Annotated in this window: 12 protein-coding genes; 4 read left to right on the top strand and 8 right to left on the bottom strand. The window is 70.8% G+C overall.

Annotation, left to right across the window (positions count from 1 at the left end; all coding sequences use genetic code 11):
* Nucleotides 1-92 precede the first annotated feature (92 nt).
* Nucleotides 93-1,313 (bottom strand): MFS transporter, encoded by a 1,221-nt coding sequence (locus CSX12_RS01510; RefSeq protein WP_206427118.1) that lies wholly within the window; start codon nt 1,311-1,313, stop codon nt 93-95.
* A gap of 90 nt (nt 1,314-1,403) precedes the next feature.
* Between CSX12_RS01510 and CSX12_RS01505 the strand changes: the two genes are divergently transcribed.
* Complete coding sequence (locus tag CSX12_RS01505) at nt 1,404-3,008, top strand: SDR family oxidoreductase (RefSeq protein WP_124894616.1); 1,605 nt, start codon at nt 1,404-1,406, stop codon at nt 3,006-3,008.
* Between the two features lie 19 nt (nt 3,009-3,027).
* Here the strand turns inward: CSX12_RS01505 and CSX12_RS01500 are convergent, their stop codons facing one another.
* From CSX12_RS01500 to CSX12_RS01490, 3 genes are all read right to left on the bottom strand, one after another.
* Nucleotides 3,028-5,010: a BCCT family transporter gene (locus tag CSX12_RS01500; protein ID WP_017201989.1), complete on the bottom strand. Its 1,983-nt coding sequence runs from the start codon at nt 5,008-5,010 to the stop codon at nt 3,028-3,030.
* A gap of 68 nt (nt 5,011-5,078) precedes the next feature.
* Nucleotides 5,079-6,815: an AarF/UbiB family protein gene (locus CSX12_RS01495; RefSeq protein ID WP_124894615.1), complete on the bottom strand. Its 1,737-nt coding sequence runs from the start codon at nt 6,813-6,815 to the stop codon at nt 5,079-5,081.
* 45 nt (nt 6,816-6,860) lie between these two features.
* A complete protein-coding gene (locus CSX12_RS01490; RefSeq protein WP_026049694.1) occupies nt 6,861-7,472 on the bottom strand; it encodes a PadR family transcriptional regulator in 612 nt (203 codons plus the stop codon).
* 191 nt (nt 7,473-7,663) lie between these two features.
* Between CSX12_RS01490 and CSX12_RS01485 the strand changes: the two genes are divergently transcribed.
* The 3 genes from CSX12_RS01485 to CSX12_RS01475 all read left to right on the top strand — a co-directional run bounded on the left by CSX12_RS01485 (nt 7,664) and on the right by CSX12_RS01475 (nt 10,072).
* The gene (locus tag CSX12_RS01485; protein ID WP_164479516.1) at nt 7,664-9,295 is read left to right on the top strand and encodes a glycosyltransferase family A protein; all 1,632 of its coding nucleotides are present in this window, start codon (nt 7,664-7,666) and stop codon (nt 9,293-9,295) included.
* Between the two features lie 85 nt (nt 9,296-9,380).
* On the top strand, nt 9,381-9,869 hold the full coding sequence (locus tag CSX12_RS01480) for a DUF2975 domain-containing protein (RefSeq protein WP_017201992.1): 489 nt from the start codon (nt 9,381-9,383) through the stop codon (nt 9,867-9,869).
* Nucleotides 9,869-10,072: a helix-turn-helix transcriptional regulator gene (locus tag CSX12_RS01475; RefSeq protein ID WP_017201993.1), complete on the top strand. Its 204-nt coding sequence runs from the start codon at nt 9,869-9,871 to the stop codon at nt 10,070-10,072. The genes CSX12_RS01480 and CSX12_RS01475 overlap by 1 nt, the downstream gene beginning before the upstream one ends.
* 15 nt (nt 10,073-10,087) lie before the next feature.
* Here CSX12_RS01475 and CSX12_RS01470 read toward each other — a convergent pair whose 3' ends face one another.
* The 4 genes from CSX12_RS01470 to CSX12_RS01455 all read right to left on the bottom strand — a co-directional run bounded on the left by CSX12_RS01470 (nt 10,088) and on the right by CSX12_RS01455 (nt 14,086).
* Nucleotides 10,088-11,422 (bottom strand): HNH endonuclease signature motif containing protein, encoded by a 1,335-nt coding sequence (locus CSX12_RS01470; RefSeq protein WP_124894613.1) that lies wholly within the window; start codon nt 11,420-11,422, stop codon nt 10,088-10,090.
* A gap of 99 nt (nt 11,423-11,521) precedes the next feature.
* A complete protein-coding gene (gene panB / locus CSX12_RS01465; protein WP_124894612.1) occupies nt 11,522-12,391 on the bottom strand; it encodes a 3-methyl-2-oxobutanoate hydroxymethyltransferase in 870 nt (289 codons plus the stop codon).
* Nucleotides 12,392-12,443: 52 nt separating this feature from the next.
* Entirely contained in the window at nt 12,444-13,310 is an 867-nt protein-coding gene (panC, locus tag CSX12_RS01460) for a pantoate--beta-alanine ligase (protein WP_124894611.1), read from the bottom strand.
* Nucleotides 13,307-14,086 (bottom strand): DUF2520 domain-containing protein, encoded by a 780-nt coding sequence (locus tag CSX12_RS01455; RefSeq protein WP_124894610.1) that lies wholly within the window; start codon nt 14,084-14,086, stop codon nt 13,307-13,309. The genes panC and CSX12_RS01455 overlap by 4 nt, the downstream gene beginning before the upstream one ends.
* Between the last annotated feature and the right edge of the window lie 181 nt (nt 14,087-14,267).

Here is a 14,267-nt window from a genome sequence, read left to right as displayed (position 1 = left end):
TGATGCTTCCTTTCGGTGCTTCACGCCTTCTTCGCCGGCCCTGCGCCGACTGCAACTCTAGAGTTGCACATCAGTCTCGCTCAGTGCAACCCTTATGTTGCAGTTCTGCGCTTGTCCAGGAATCCGGCCAGCAGCACCGCGACGAGGGCGGCGGCCGGGGCGACGATGAGTCCCACCCGGAGGCTCTGCGTCTCGGCGATGTACCCCACGAACGGCGGCGACAGCAGGAAGCCCAGGCGCAGCAGCCACGACACGACCGTGAGCCCGACACCGGGTCGCAGACCGGGGAGCTCGTCCGCCGCGTGCATCGCCGCGGGGATGAGGGTCGCGATGCCGAAGCCGACCGCCGCGAACCCGAGGATCGTCCCCGGCACACTCGGGAAGACGAGGGCGAGCGTCATCCCCACCGCGGCGATGAGACCGCCGATCCTGGCCACCCACCGCTGCCCGAAGCGGTCGGTGAGCGGATCCCCGAGCAGGCGTCCGACGAACTGCGCGCCGACCAGGGCGATGAAGCCGAGCGGGGCGATCGCGGCGGCAGCCCCCAGGGAATCCGCGAGATACAGCGTCGCCCAGGAATTGCCCGCATCCTCGGCGACGGCGCCCGCCATGGCGATGAGGGTCAGCGCGATGACGGCGATCACGGTCCGCGGACGCACGCCGCGACGCACGGCGCCCGCGAGCGCGGACGGCGCCGCGGCGGCATCCGCCTCGGTCTCGTCGTCGCGTCCGGGAAGGCAGAACCGCAGCGCGACGAGGGCGACCGTCGCGAAGACGGCCGTGGAGACCCCGAGGTGCACGCCCAAGGGCAGCCGCAGCGCGATCGCGATCGCGGCCATCACCCCGCCGAGCACCGCGCCGATCGACCAGATCGCGTGGAAGGAGTTGATGATCGAGCGGCCGTAGCGGCGCTGCACGCGGAGTCCGTGCGCGTTCTGGGCGACATCCGTGATGGCATCCGACGCTCCGCCGAGGAGCAGCGCGATGGCGAACATCACTCCGGACGGAGCGAGCGCCGCCGACAGCAGCCCCAGGCTCGTGAGCACGGTTCCGATCACGGCGATGCGGGCCGAGCCGAATCGGCGGATCAGCACCGCGGCGAGGAGTCCCGCCGCGATCGCGCCCGCCGGGAAAGCCGCGATCGCGACGCCGTAGCCGAGATTGTCGAGGCCGAGCGACGCCTTGATCTCGGGGTAGCGCGGCAGGATGTTCGCGAACAGGGCGCCGTTGGTCAGGAACAGCGCGGACACGGCGACACGGGCGCGGCGGGAAGCCTGATCCGGCGCGGATCGAATCGATTCGACAGACAACATGTCCTCGATCGTACAGGCACGTTCCTACTGAGCCTCCTCCCCCTCCGCAAGCCCGTCCTCCGGACGCCCGGCTGGACGTACGCTCGACCCATGACCGAGCTCACCCAGCCCACCGGCCGCGAAGAGACGCTGCGCGCCCGACCCCGCGCCGACGGCACCGCCCCGCGGGCGCTGGTGCTCGGGGCCACCGGATACATCGGCGGGAGGCTGACCCCTCGCCTCGTCAACGCCGGCTACCGCGTGCGCGTGCTCGCCAGAGACGGTCAGCGGGCGGCGTCCTTCCCCTGGGGCCGGGACTGCGAGATCGTCGAGGGCTCCGCCGACGACGAGGACGCGGTGTCCCGTGCCGTCGCCGATGTGGACGTCGTGTACTACCTCATCCACTCCATGACTGCGGGCGCCGGGTTCGAGGAGAGCGACGAGCGTGCGGCCCGCACCGTGGCCGCAGCGGCCGTCCGTGCCGGGGTGCAGCGCATCGTCTACCTCGGCGGGCTGCATCCCGAGGACGTGGACCTGTCTCCGCACCTGCGTTCGCGGGTGCACGTGGGCGAGATCTTCCTGAACTCGGGCGTGCCGACTCTCGTGCTCCAGGCGGGCGTGGTGATCGGCTCCGGGTCGGCGTCGTTCGAGATGATCCGGCACCTGACCGACGTGCTGCCCTACATGCCGGCGCCGAAGTGGGTGCGCAACCGCATCCAGCCGATCGCCGTGCGCGACGTGCTGCACTACCTGCTCGGCGCCGCCCGCGTCGCGCCAGAGGTCAACCGCGCCGTCGACATCGGCGGGCCGGATGTGCTCCGCTACGGCCAGATGATGAACGGCTACGCGGTCGAGGCCGGCCTGCCGCAGCGGGCCATCGCCGCCCTGCCCGTGCTCACCCCGGGCCTCGCCTCGCACTGGGTGAACCTGGTGACGCCCGTGCCGCGGTCGATCGCGCGGCCGCTCGTGGCGTCGCTGCAGAACGAGTGCATCATGAAGGATCACGCGGTCGACGACCTCATCCCGCGTCCCGCGGATGGACTGACGCCGTATCGGCGCGCCGTCGGCCTGGCCCTCGGACGCGTGGAGGCCGACGATGTGGAGACCAGCTGGCAGGATGCGGAGGTCTCCGGCGCGCCGAGCGACCCGCTGCCGAGCGACCCGGACTGGGCGGGACGCACCGTGTTCACCGACGCCCGTTCGGTCAGGACCGCCGCCTCCGTCGACGAGCTGTGGCGCGTGATCCTCGGCATCGGCGGCGAGAACGGCTGGTACTCCTCGCCCCTGCTGTGGGCGATCCGAGGGTGGATGGACCGCATCGTCGGCGGCGTGGGGCTGCGCCGCGGACGCCGGAGTCGCACCGCCGCGCGTGTGGGCGATGCGATCGACTTCTGGCGGGTGGAGGCGGTGGAGCAGACCGAGGCGGGTCATCTGCTGAGGCTGCGCGCCGAGATGAAGGTGCCGGGAGAGGCGTGGCTCGAGCTCCGCGCCGTGCCGGATGGCGAGGGCGCCCGGTACGAGCAGCGCGCGGTGTTCTTCCCCCGCGGGCTCACCGGTCGGCTGTACTGGCTCGCGGTGCTGCCTTTCCACGGACTGATCTTCGCCGGCATGGCCGCGCGCATCACCGCGGCCGCAGAGCAGCCCACCGCTCCTGCGAAGACAGGCGACCACGCCGGATCAGGCCGTTCCGACGAGGAACTGCCTGATCCGGCGTGATCGCCTGATCTCGAGAAGGTCAGTCGGCGCGGGGAGGCGCCGGGTCGTCCGCAGGGGCATCCAGCGCGGCGTCCACCGCGGCCTCCACCTCGGCGGGCGGGATGATGTCGATCGCCTCGGTCGCGGCCTCGTACACCTCGGCGAGCGTGTCGTCGACGGTGTCCTCGTCGATCCAGGCGAGGTCGTCCTCCGAGTGGTCGTACTCGACGGGCACGAGCGCGAAGTCGTCGCCGTACTCCTCGAGTCCGGCCATGACGCTGTGCCGAACCGCCGCTCTGGCATACCGGTCGCGCAGGATCAGCGGATCGCGCCGCAGATCCTTCATGAACGCGATCATCATGAACGCCATGATGATCGCGAACGGCAGCGCCGCGATGATCGTCGCGTTCTGCAGCGACTGCAGTCCGCTCCCCTCGGCTCCGCTCACCAGCAGCACGGCGGCGATCACGCCGACGAGCACACCCCAGACCACGGCGACCCAGCGTGACGGCTCCGGGCGACCCTGCTGCGAGAGCGTGCCCATCACGAGTGAGGCGGAGTCGGCGCCGGTGATGAAGAAGATCGCGATGAGGATGATCAGCACGATGCTGGTGATGAGCGGGAACGGCAGGTTCTCCAGCACCCCGAACAGCACCTCTTCCGGCGGGTCGACCACGAGGCCCGCGCCGTCCATCTGCTGCTGGATGGCCGTGGTGCCGAAGATCGCGAACCACACGAGTGAGATGGCGGACGGCACGACGATGACGACGGACACGAACTGGCGCAGCGTGCGGCCGCGCGAGATCTTCGCGATGAACATACCGACGAACGGCGACCAGGAGATCCACCACGCCCAGTAGAAGATCGTCCAGCTCGACAGGAAGGCCTGCGCGGCCTCACCCTGCGAGGCGGAACGGCCGATCATGGTGGGCAGATCGCCGAGGAACTGCACGGCGACCGACGGGATGACGTTGAGGATCAGCAGCGTCGGACCGACGAAGAACACGAAGAACGCCAGCAGGATGGCGACCACGGCGTTGATGTTCGACAGCGCGCGGATGCCCTTGGAGACGCCCGACACGGCGGACGCGATGAAGCACGCCGTGAGCACCGCGATGACCGCGATGAGGATGCCGTTGCCGAGCGGGCCGGCACCGCTGACGAGTTCGACGCCGTGTCCGATCTGCAGCGCCCCGAGGCCCAGCGAGGCGGCCGTGCCGAACAGAGTCACGATGATGGAGAAGATGTCGATCGTGCGGCCGACCGGGCCCGTCGTGCGGTTCTCGCCCAGCAGCGGGGCGAAGATCGACGAGATCAGCGGCGTGCGACCGCGGCGGTAGGCGCCGTACGCGATGGCGCCGCCGACGAGCGCGTAGAACGCCCACGCCTGCGGACCCCAGTGGTAGAGCACCTGGGTCTGCGCCGTATGCATCGCCTCGAGGGTGTTCGCCTCGACCGTGCCGGGCGGCGGGTTCTCGAAGAACGTCAGCGGCTCCGCGGCACCCCAGAACACCAGGCCGATGCCCATGCCCGCGGCGAAGAGCATCGAGATCCACGAGAACATCGAGAACTCGGGCTCCTCGTCGTCGCGTCCGAGCGGGATGCGCCCGTAGCGGCTGAAGCCGACGAAGAGCATGAAGACGAGGATGATCGTGGCGATCGTGGTGAAGAAGAACCCGAAGTACTCCACGACCCACGCGAGCACCGTGCTCGTGGTGCCGGCGAGGTTGTCCCCCGCGAACACGCCCCACGCGATGAAGGCGATGGCGAACGCGGCGGCGACGCCGAAGACGAGCGGGTCGGTGCGGTAGGTGCGGCCCGTCTCCTCGACCGAGACCCCGGGGACGAGCGCGGGGTGCACGCTGCGCGGCGGGACGGTCGTGATGTCCCGGACGATCTTTCGTGCGGCCTCCGAGGCCTTGACCGCCTGGCGGTGCGTCCCGGTCACGATGGCGTCGGTGCGCGGGCGCGGGGTCGGACCTCCTGCGGAGCGTTCGGTGGGCTTCTCGTCAGGCGTATCCATGAGAACCCATCTTTCCACGCGAGGCGCGGCGGCGTGGCCGGACCGCGGATCGTGCCGGTGCGAGGGGCTCAGCGGGAGCGGCGGCGGACGCCGGCGAACAGCGAGTGCAGCAGAGGAAGCACGGACACGCAGATCAGGGTGATCCCCAGCGGCGGCAGCGACGGGACGAGCAGCGCGCCGCCGATCAGCATCGCAGCGAACAGCACACCCGAGGCGATGCGTCGCGCGATGCCCTCGAGCCGATCGAGGCGACGCTCCAGCCGCGAGGTGTCGAACGACACGTTGCCGTCGTCGATGCGCGTGATGATGCGGTCGATGCGACCGGGCAGCCGCCACGTCGTGGTCATGGTGTCCATGGCCTGACCCGCGAACTCCTGCACGAGGTTCCCGCTCTCATCGCGAAGCAGCCGTCCGGCGTAGGGTTCCGCGGCATCCCACACGTTGAACGCAGGATCGAGGCCGCTGCACATGCCAGAGGTCAGCGACACCGCGCGGATCAGCAGCAGCATGTTCTCGGGCAGCTGCAGCGGGAGCGAGCGCACCATGTCGCCGAACTCCTCCGCGAAGTCACGGAACTCCCGCGGGTCGACCGTGCTCAACTCCGCGAAGCCCATGCCCCCGAAGCGGGCGAACAGCGCGGTGAGGGCGCGTTCCAGTTCGGCCGTGTCGGCGGACGGCAGCAGCACGCCGATCTCCTGCGCGGCGGCGACGAGGCCCCTGCTGTCGCGGCCGGCGACGGCGATGAGGAGCGTGCGCAGTCCGTCGCGGAGGCTGTCGGGCACCTCGGCCATCATCCCGAAGTCGATGAACGTGAGCCGGAACCGCCCCTGGGTCCCAGAGCCATCCTGGGTCCCTGCGCCAGCCTGGGTCCCTGAGCTCGTCGAAGGGACAGGCGTGACGAAGATGTTCCCCGGGTGGGGGTCGGCGTGCACGAAGCGGTGGGTGAAGACCTGGTCGAACATGACCTCGGCGAACACGGCGGCCACCTCGGCCGGATCGATGCCCGCGGCGCGCAGTGCGTGCGTGTCGTTGATCTTGATCGCGGTCACGTCCGACAGTGTGAGCACGCGACGCGTCGAGCGCTCCCAGACGATCTCCGGCGTATCGATGCGCGGGTCGTCGGCGAAGTTCTCCCGAAACCTCTCGGCGTTCGCGGCCTCGTGCAGGTAGTCGATCTCCTCGAGGCTGGTCGCGGCGAACTCCTCCACGAGGGCGGGCGCGTCGACGCGGTCGGCGACGATCCGCACGCGGGTCAGCCAGCGGGCGACGCGGCGGAGGGCGGCGAGGTCCACCGCGACGATGTCGCCGATGCCCGGTCGCTGCACCTTGACCACGACCTCTTCGAGCCCGGTGTCCGCGGCGTCGAGGGCCGAGAGCCGGGCGCGGTGCACCTGCCCGAGCGAGGCGGCGGCGACGGGCGTCTCGTCGAACCAGGCGTAGGCGCGTTCGAGCGGGATCCCGAGCTCGGCCTCCGCGAGCGCGCGGATCTCCGGCGTCGGCACGGCCGGCACCTCGTCCTGCAGACCCTCGAGCTCTTTCGTGATCTCCGGCGGGAGCACGTCGAGACGCGACGACATGAACTGCCCGACTTTGATCATGAGGCCGCCCAGGTCGACAGCCAGCACGTGGAAGCGCCGCGCGAAACGCTGCATCCGCTGCCCGCGCGTGCGCTCGGCGATGCCGCTCATGCCGAAGCGCGGCAGGACGAGCTCGAACCACCAGATCTTCAGGAACTCACGGCCCGCGAACGACAGGATGCGGCGGTACCGGGCGCGGTGGGCGCCCTGTGCCGCAGCATCCGTCATCGCGTGGTCCTCTCGCAGGTCCCCACCCGATGCCGCACTGCGCGGTCAGTCCTGCGCGAGGATCGAGTACAGCCTACGGCGGGCCTCGTCGAGGACCTCGATGGTCTGCTGCACCTGCTCGGGCGAACCGCTGCGTCCGACCTGCGCGGCTGCGGCGGCGAGGTCGACCCCGGCCTTGGGCAGTGCGCTGAAGCGAGCGTTGTCGCGGTTGCCGTCCTTGCTGGCGGGCTCCCACGGCGCGCGGGTCTCCGTGGCCTCGGCGGCCACGTCGCGGCCGGCCTCGGTGAGCGAGTAGGTCTTCCGACCGTTCTGCTCCTCGGCCTCGATCAGGCCCTCATCGGCGAGCAGCTGCAGCGTGGGGTACACCGAGCCGGCGCTGGGCTTCCAGGTGCCGCCGCTGCGCTCGGCGATCTCGTTGATGATCTGGTAGCCGTGCATCGGACGCTCGGCGAGGAGCGAGAGCACGGCCGTGCGGACGTCGCCGCGCGCCATGCGCGAACCGCCGGACGGGCGGGACTCGAACGACTTGCGGAGCTGGTCCATCGCCTCGAAGAGCGCGCCGGCCGGGCCGTTGGGTCCGCCGAAGCCGTGTCCGAAGAGACCGCCGCCGGTGCTGCCGTCTCCGCCGAACGGGTTGGACGGGAATGCGTTGCTCATGATGACCTCCCAGTCGTGAACGATAGTCAACGATATATCGTTCAGCCTGGATGTGGGGTGGGAGTTTCGGGTGGGAGCGTTCCTGTGCATACCGTCCAGCGCGCCGCAAGCCTGGTGCGCCGTCCAGGAAGGGATGCTTGGCTGATCAGCAGGCATGGCGGGGTTCGAGAGCAGTGGGGGAGAGAGCAGTGATGACCAGCACGACCGGAGAAGGCACGATCGGGGACGGCACCGGCGGAGAGTCGACGGGGAGCGTCAGGGTCAGCGTCGTGGTGCCCGTGTTCCAGCCGAAGGCGTCGTTCGACGAGCTGATCGCCTCGCTCGACGCGCAGACGCTGGACCGGGATGCCTTCGAGGTCCTGCTGTGCGATGACGGATCCGGCCCGGAGACCGCCGAGCGACTCGCCGAGGTCGCTCGCACCCGACCGAACGTCCGGGTGCTGTCACTGCCCCATTCGGGCTGGCCCGGCACTCCCCGCAACCGCGGCGTCGAGGCCGCCCGCGGAACGTACGTGCAGTTCGTCGACCAGGACGACCGGCTGTTCCCGCGCGCCCTGGAGAAGCTGTGCGACTACGCGGACCGGAACGGCTCGGACGTCGTGGTCGGCAAGGAGGTCGGGATCGGCCGGAAGCTGCCCGCCCGCATCTTCCGCCGCGACATCCCGCACGCGGTGCTCGGACAGGATCCGCTCCTGGAGATGCTGACCCCGCACAAGATGTTCCGCACGGCCTTCCTGCGCGAGCACGGCATCCGTTTCCCGGAGGGCAAGGTGCGCCTCGAGGACCACCTTTTCGTCATGCAGGCGTATTTCGCCGCCGAGACGATCTCGATCCTGGCGAGCGAGCCCTGCTACGCGTGGGTGAAGCAGCCGGGCAGCGCGAGCTCGGCGCGCATCGAGCCGGAGTCGTACTTCCCGCACCTGGAGACCGTGCTCGATGTGGTCGAGGCGAACACCGAGCCTGGCCGCGTGCGCGACCGACTGCTGCGGCACTGGTTCCGAGGCAAGATCCTCAACCGGATCGCCGGACGGCGGATGGTGAAGTACCCGGCGGAGTACCGCGAGCGGCTGCTGGATGTGGTGGTGCCGCTGGTGCAGCGTCGGTTCGGCCCCGGCGTCGACGCCGGACTCTCCTTCCCGCAGCGCATCCGCGCCGGCCTGCTGCGAGCGGATCGCCGGGAGGACCTCGTGCGGCTGGCGGAGTTCGAGGCCGGGATGGAGTGCACCGCCACGGTGACGGCGGCCCGCTGGTCGCGCGGGGGCGGACTCCAGCTCACGGTGCGCGTCCGGATCACGCGAGACGGCGAAGAGGCCCTGGTCTTCGAGAAGGCGGGGTCGACGGAGCGGCTCGTGTCCCTGCCGCTGACCTCGCTGGACGGTTTGCCCGATGGGCTCCTGATCGTCGGCAAGGAGACCAGGAACGACCGGATCGGACTCGCCGCGCAGGCCGCGTCGGATGCGGGAGCGGCACCGGCGACCGAGTCGGAGCCCGAGCGCCGCCTCGCCGACAAGCGACCGAAGAACCTCACGGCCATCCCGCTCGCCGTCGACCCGGTGAAGGTCTTCGGCGACGGCGAGGCCAGGTCGGCGGCGCTGGCGGTGACGGTCCGGCGCGCGGGGTGGAACCTCACGGCGCCGCTCACGGCTGCACCGGGGGCGCTGGAGAAGGCCGGTCGCTCGCCTCTGCTCGCCGGTCGGCGCTGCGAGCTGGCCGTCGACGCCGACGGAACGGTGCAGCTGCGCCGCGAGTGGCCGGGCGGCGCCTGGCGGGATGCCGTCGCGCGGACGGCTCGCCGCGTGCGGTCTCGGCTGCGCCGGGGGTAACGGTCTCTCATCGCTTCCGATTGCCGGATCGAACGATTAACGATAGATTCTCGTTGTCATTCGATGGTTTTCGGGAGGTGGCGACGTGGCGAAGACGACGATCGCGGTGCTGCGGGTCGTGATCGCTCTGGCCCTGGTCGGCTCGGTGGCGGTGCAGGCGCTGATCCTGCCGCTGCTGTGGCTCGATCTGGCCGAGGGCGAGCTGTGGGGGCGCCTCCTGGTCGTGTCGATCATCGGGCTCGGCGTGGCGACGATGCAGGTGTTCGGCGTGTGCGTGTGGATCCTGTTGACGAAGGTGCGCCGCGGCTCGATCTTCTCGGAGTCGTCGTTCCGGCCCGTCGATGTGATCATCGGCGCGATCCTGGTGGCCGCGGCGCTCACGTGGATCCTCGCCGCCGTACTCGCGCCGGGGTCGATCGCCCCGGGCGTGGTGGCTCTCATCGGCGGCGCCGGCGTGGTGCTGGCCGGCATGGCACTGCTGGTGGTCGTGATGAAGGCGCTGCTGCGCCAGGCGATCGCGCGTGACGTGGAGGCGCGGTCGCTGCGCTCCGAGCTCGACGACGAGGTGATCTGATGCCGGTGGTGGTCGACATCGATGTGATGATGGCGCGGCGGAAGATCGGCGTCGGGGAGCTTGCCGAGCGGATCGGCATCACTCCGACCAATCTCGCCGTGCTCAAGAACGGCCGCGCGAAGGCGGTGCGCTTCACCACCCTGGACGCCCTGTGCCAGGCGCTGGACTGCCAGCCGGGTGACCTGCTGCGCTGGGAGCCCTAGCCGCGCCGAGCGTCGCTATGCCGCGATGTCGAACCGTGCGCGTCCGCCGAGCCGCGGAGTTCGATCCGGATCGACGGCGCGGGGCGGGATGAACCACGGCCGCCCGCTCACCCCCGAACCCTCGATGACGATCTCCCAGTCGTTGTCGTGGATGCGATGGTGGCAGGTCTCGCAGAGCAGGATGCCGTTCGACAGGTCAGTCGGCCCTCGATCCCGCTGCCACCAGCGGATGTGATGAGCCCGCGTCATCTCGGGCGGGAGCCCGCACATGGCGCAGCCGCCGTCGCGCTCGGCGAGAGCCAGACGCTGCGCTCGCGTGAACAGTCGCTTCTCCCTGCCCCAGTCGAGGATCTCGCTGGCACCACCGAGAACCCAGGGGATCACGCCGCCGCTGGCCGCCATCCGCCGCGCGGCCCCGATGTCGACCACCTGGTCGAGCCCATCGATCGTCGCCGAGCCCGATCCGGACCGAAGGTCCTCCAGCCCCACCCGGACCACCACGGTCGCCCCGGCGAGCGGAACCCGATCGCCGCGGCAGCCGAGCACGTGAGCACAGAAGACGGAGAGGGCGTCGGCCTGGACCATGGCGACGGTGCGACGGTCCGCGTCGGGCGCGCCGGGGAAGGGCGCGTCGGAGCGGGCGGCGAATGCGGCGGAGACGAAGCCGCGGATCGCGGTGACGACCGGGGCCGCCGTCTCGGCGTCGAGCTGGGCGTGCAGATGCACCATGCCGCCGCGCTCGAAGATCCGCAGAGAACGGCGTGCGCGCTGCTCATCGGCGCGCGGCTCGACGCCGTCCGGATCGAGCCAGGCCTCCGCGCGGACGACGAGCTTGCGCACGGCATCGAGCTCGAGCCCCTCGGCCGCAGCGACCAGCAGCCGCTCGGCCTCGGCGATGCGCTCGGCTCCCGCGGCGATACGGCAGCGATCGAGAAGTGCGATGAGGAGGGCCGCCGCCTGCGCGCCCAGAGCGCCGGAGCCGAGAGCCTCTCGGATGAGCGGGTATCGAGCCGGAAGCCGCGAGCCGATCAGGTCGCTTCTCGGGGCAGTCGCCTCTCCGACCTTCACCAGCCGCTGGGCCTCGCCGGTGGAGATTCCGGTGGCGGCCGCGATGAGCTTCGCCGCCGTGCGGAAGCCGCGTTGCTTCGCCAGGCTCTCGGCGCCGAGCTCGGGGCGCGACTCGCGCGCGATGCCTGCCGCCACGTCGACGTGCACGGAATCCAGGCGCCTCTGCAGCAGACCGATCGCCTCGACGACCGTGATGAGCTGCTCACGCGAGAGGTCACCGGCGTCGTCGGCGGCAGCCCAGGCCTCGTCGAGGCGAGACATCGCCTCGTGCAACCCGGACATTTTCGACATGCTTCATTTTATCTCGGATCACCTCGACTTTCGAAGCTTTGTTCGAACGCATGCCGGCATTCCGCACCCCCCATCGCCCGAGCGGAGGCGTCAGCGCGCGGCCAGCAGCTCCTGCAGCCGTGCGGCCTCGCCCTCGGCCATCGCATAGCCGTGCTCGGCAGCCGGGTAGACGCCACCGCGGACCTCCGCCGCGTAGGCCCCGACCCCGGCGACGGCCGCCGTGCGCAGCTCGGCGTAGCGCTTCACGAACCGAGCGGCTCCCCCGTCGTACAGACCGAGCAGGTCGTGGAACACGAGCACCTGGCCGTCGGCATCCGCTCCCGCTCCGATCCCGATCACCGGGATCTCCAGCAGCGCGACGACGGCCGCGGTGACCTCGGAGGGCACGGCTTCCACGACCAGCAGCGAACACCCCGCCTCCTGCAGCGCCACAGCGTCGTCGATCACGGCGAGCGCGGCTTCGGCGGTGCGTCCCTGGGCGCGGTATCCGCCGAGCGCCGTGGCCGTCTGCGGGGTGAGCCCGACGTGTCCGACCACCGGGATGCCCGCCTGGACGAGTGCCCGCGCACGCTCGACGGTGGTGCCGCCGCGCTCGATCTTCACCAGGTCGCAGCCCGCCTCTTTGACGAAGCGCAGGGCGGTCGCGATCGCGAGCTCGTCCGAGGCCTCGTACGACCCGAAGGGCAGGTCTCCGACGAGCAGCGGAGTCGTGAGACCGCGGCGCACGGCCTTCGTGAGCATGAGCATCTCGTCCACCGTGACGGGTACCGTGCTGTCGTAGCCGAGCACGGTCATCGCGGCCGAATCGCCGACCAGCACGATGTCGACGCCCGCCGCCTCGACGATCTGCGCGCCGGGGTGGTCGTACGCGGTGACCATCACGATGGGTTCTCTGCCGGCCTTCTTCGCGACGAGACCCGCCAGCGTGACCCGAGCGCGCGGGGCGGCGTGCGCGCTCATGGGCGCACTCCCGTGATGCCGCGGAGGTTCGCGCTCCTCGGGGTGGTGCACATCATTCGGCGCCCTTCGCATCGGAGACGGTCAGCAGGTGGTTGTCGATCAGCCGAGCGCCGCCGACCCGGGCGGCGACCGCGAGCAGTGCATCGCGCTCCACCGTCGTGACGCCCCGCAAGGTCTCGGCATCGCGCAGCTCGAGGTATTCGGGGGCTATCCCGGCGTGGTCGAGCACGCGCCGCGCGGCGGAGAGGATGGCCTCCGCGTCGCGCTCCCCGGTGGCGAACACCGCCTCGCCCGCGTCGAGGGCGCGGTTCAGGGCCGTCGCCCTGGCGCGCGAGGCGCGGTCGAGGTAGACGTTCCGCGAGCTCATGGCGAGTCCGTCCGCCTCGCGCACGATCGGGCACGGGACGATCCGGACGTCGAGGTCGAGGTCGTGCACGACGCGGCGGACGACCAGGATCTGCTGCGCATCCTTCCGGCCGAAGTACGCCGCATCCGGTCGCACGATCCCGAAGAGCTTCGTGACCACGGTGGCGACGCCGTCGAAGTGATGCGGCCCGCGGCTCGCGCCGTCGAGCACGTCCGCGAGCTCCGCCACGTGGATGGTGGTGGCGAAGCCGTCGGGGTAGATCTCCGCGACATCGGGGGCGAAGAGGATGTCGACGCCCGCGGCCTCGGCCAGCGCGGCATCGCGGGCCTCGTCACGCGGATAGGAGCCGAGGTCCTCGTTCGCACCGAACTGCGTCGGGTTGACGAACAGCGACACCACGACGAGGTCGGAGTCCGCGCGGGCCGTCCGCATGAGCGAGAGGTGCCCGTCGTGGAAGGCGCCCATCGTGGGCACCAGCCCGACGGTGCGGTCGTCTCGCCGGGCGGCACGGACGGCGGCTCGAACCTCGGCGATCGTGCGCAGGATCCTCATGCGGCTCCCTCTTCCGCGTCCGCGGCCCTGGCCGGCTCTGCGGGTGCGGCGGCGAGGCTCCGCGTCGCGGTGACGAGCTCGTCGAAGAGCGGACGGAGGGTCGGAGCGTCCTCGTCGATCGCCTCGCCCTGTCGCGTGACCGTGCGCGCATCGCCTCGGGCGATCGGACCGGTGAGCGCAGCCCGTGCCCCGGTGGCGACCCAGTTGTCGACCGTGCGGTGGACCAGGGGCGCCAGGATCCGTCGGGCGTCGCCGACTCGGAGCCCCGCCGAGGACGCGAGTTCCTCCGCGGCGTCCAGCAGCGTCAGCACGAAGTTGGAGGCGAAGGACGCCGCCGCGTGATAGCTCGCACGGTGCGCCTCGTCGACCGCGAACGGACGGGCTCCGAGAGCGAGCGCGAGCTGTTCCGCGATGGCGAGCGCGTCCGGCGTGCGCCCGGCGATCGCGGCACCGATCCCGTGAAAGGCGTCGGACGACTCGGCGCCCGTGAACGTCTGCAGCGGGTGCAGGCTGAAGTCGGCATCACCCAACTGCGTGGCGCCGGAGACGTGACCGACCAGTCGCGCATGTGGACGAACGGCGGATGCGGCCTCCGGGATCTCGGCGTCCGGCACGCAGAGCAGCGCGATGTCGACCTCGGGGATCCTCGCCCCACGCCCGAGGGGTCCGTGCACCGCGAACCCGGCGTCCGACAGCGCCCGGGCGAGCACTACGCCGAGCCGGCCTCCGCCGAGGACGACGAGGGTGGCGGTGGGGGCGAGCAGTGCGGTCTGCATGGGTTTCCCGGGCTCCTTCGGTGGCGTCTCGGGTGTCAGCAGTATCCGCCGGGAAGTGCGCCGCCGCCAAATCGCGGAGCAGATGGCACCGACGAAGTCACGATCTGCTTGGCATTCTGGAGATATCAGCGACCAATGAACGTGCGGATTGCTCTCGGTGAGGCAGCACGACACCCCGGAG

This window comes from Microbacterium sp. Y-01 (assembly GCF_003856715.1).
Lineage (GTDB): Bacteria > Actinomycetota > Actinomycetes > Actinomycetales > Microbacteriaceae > Microbacterium > Microbacterium algeriense.
This window is presented reverse-complemented; position numbering and strand designations above follow the sequence as displayed.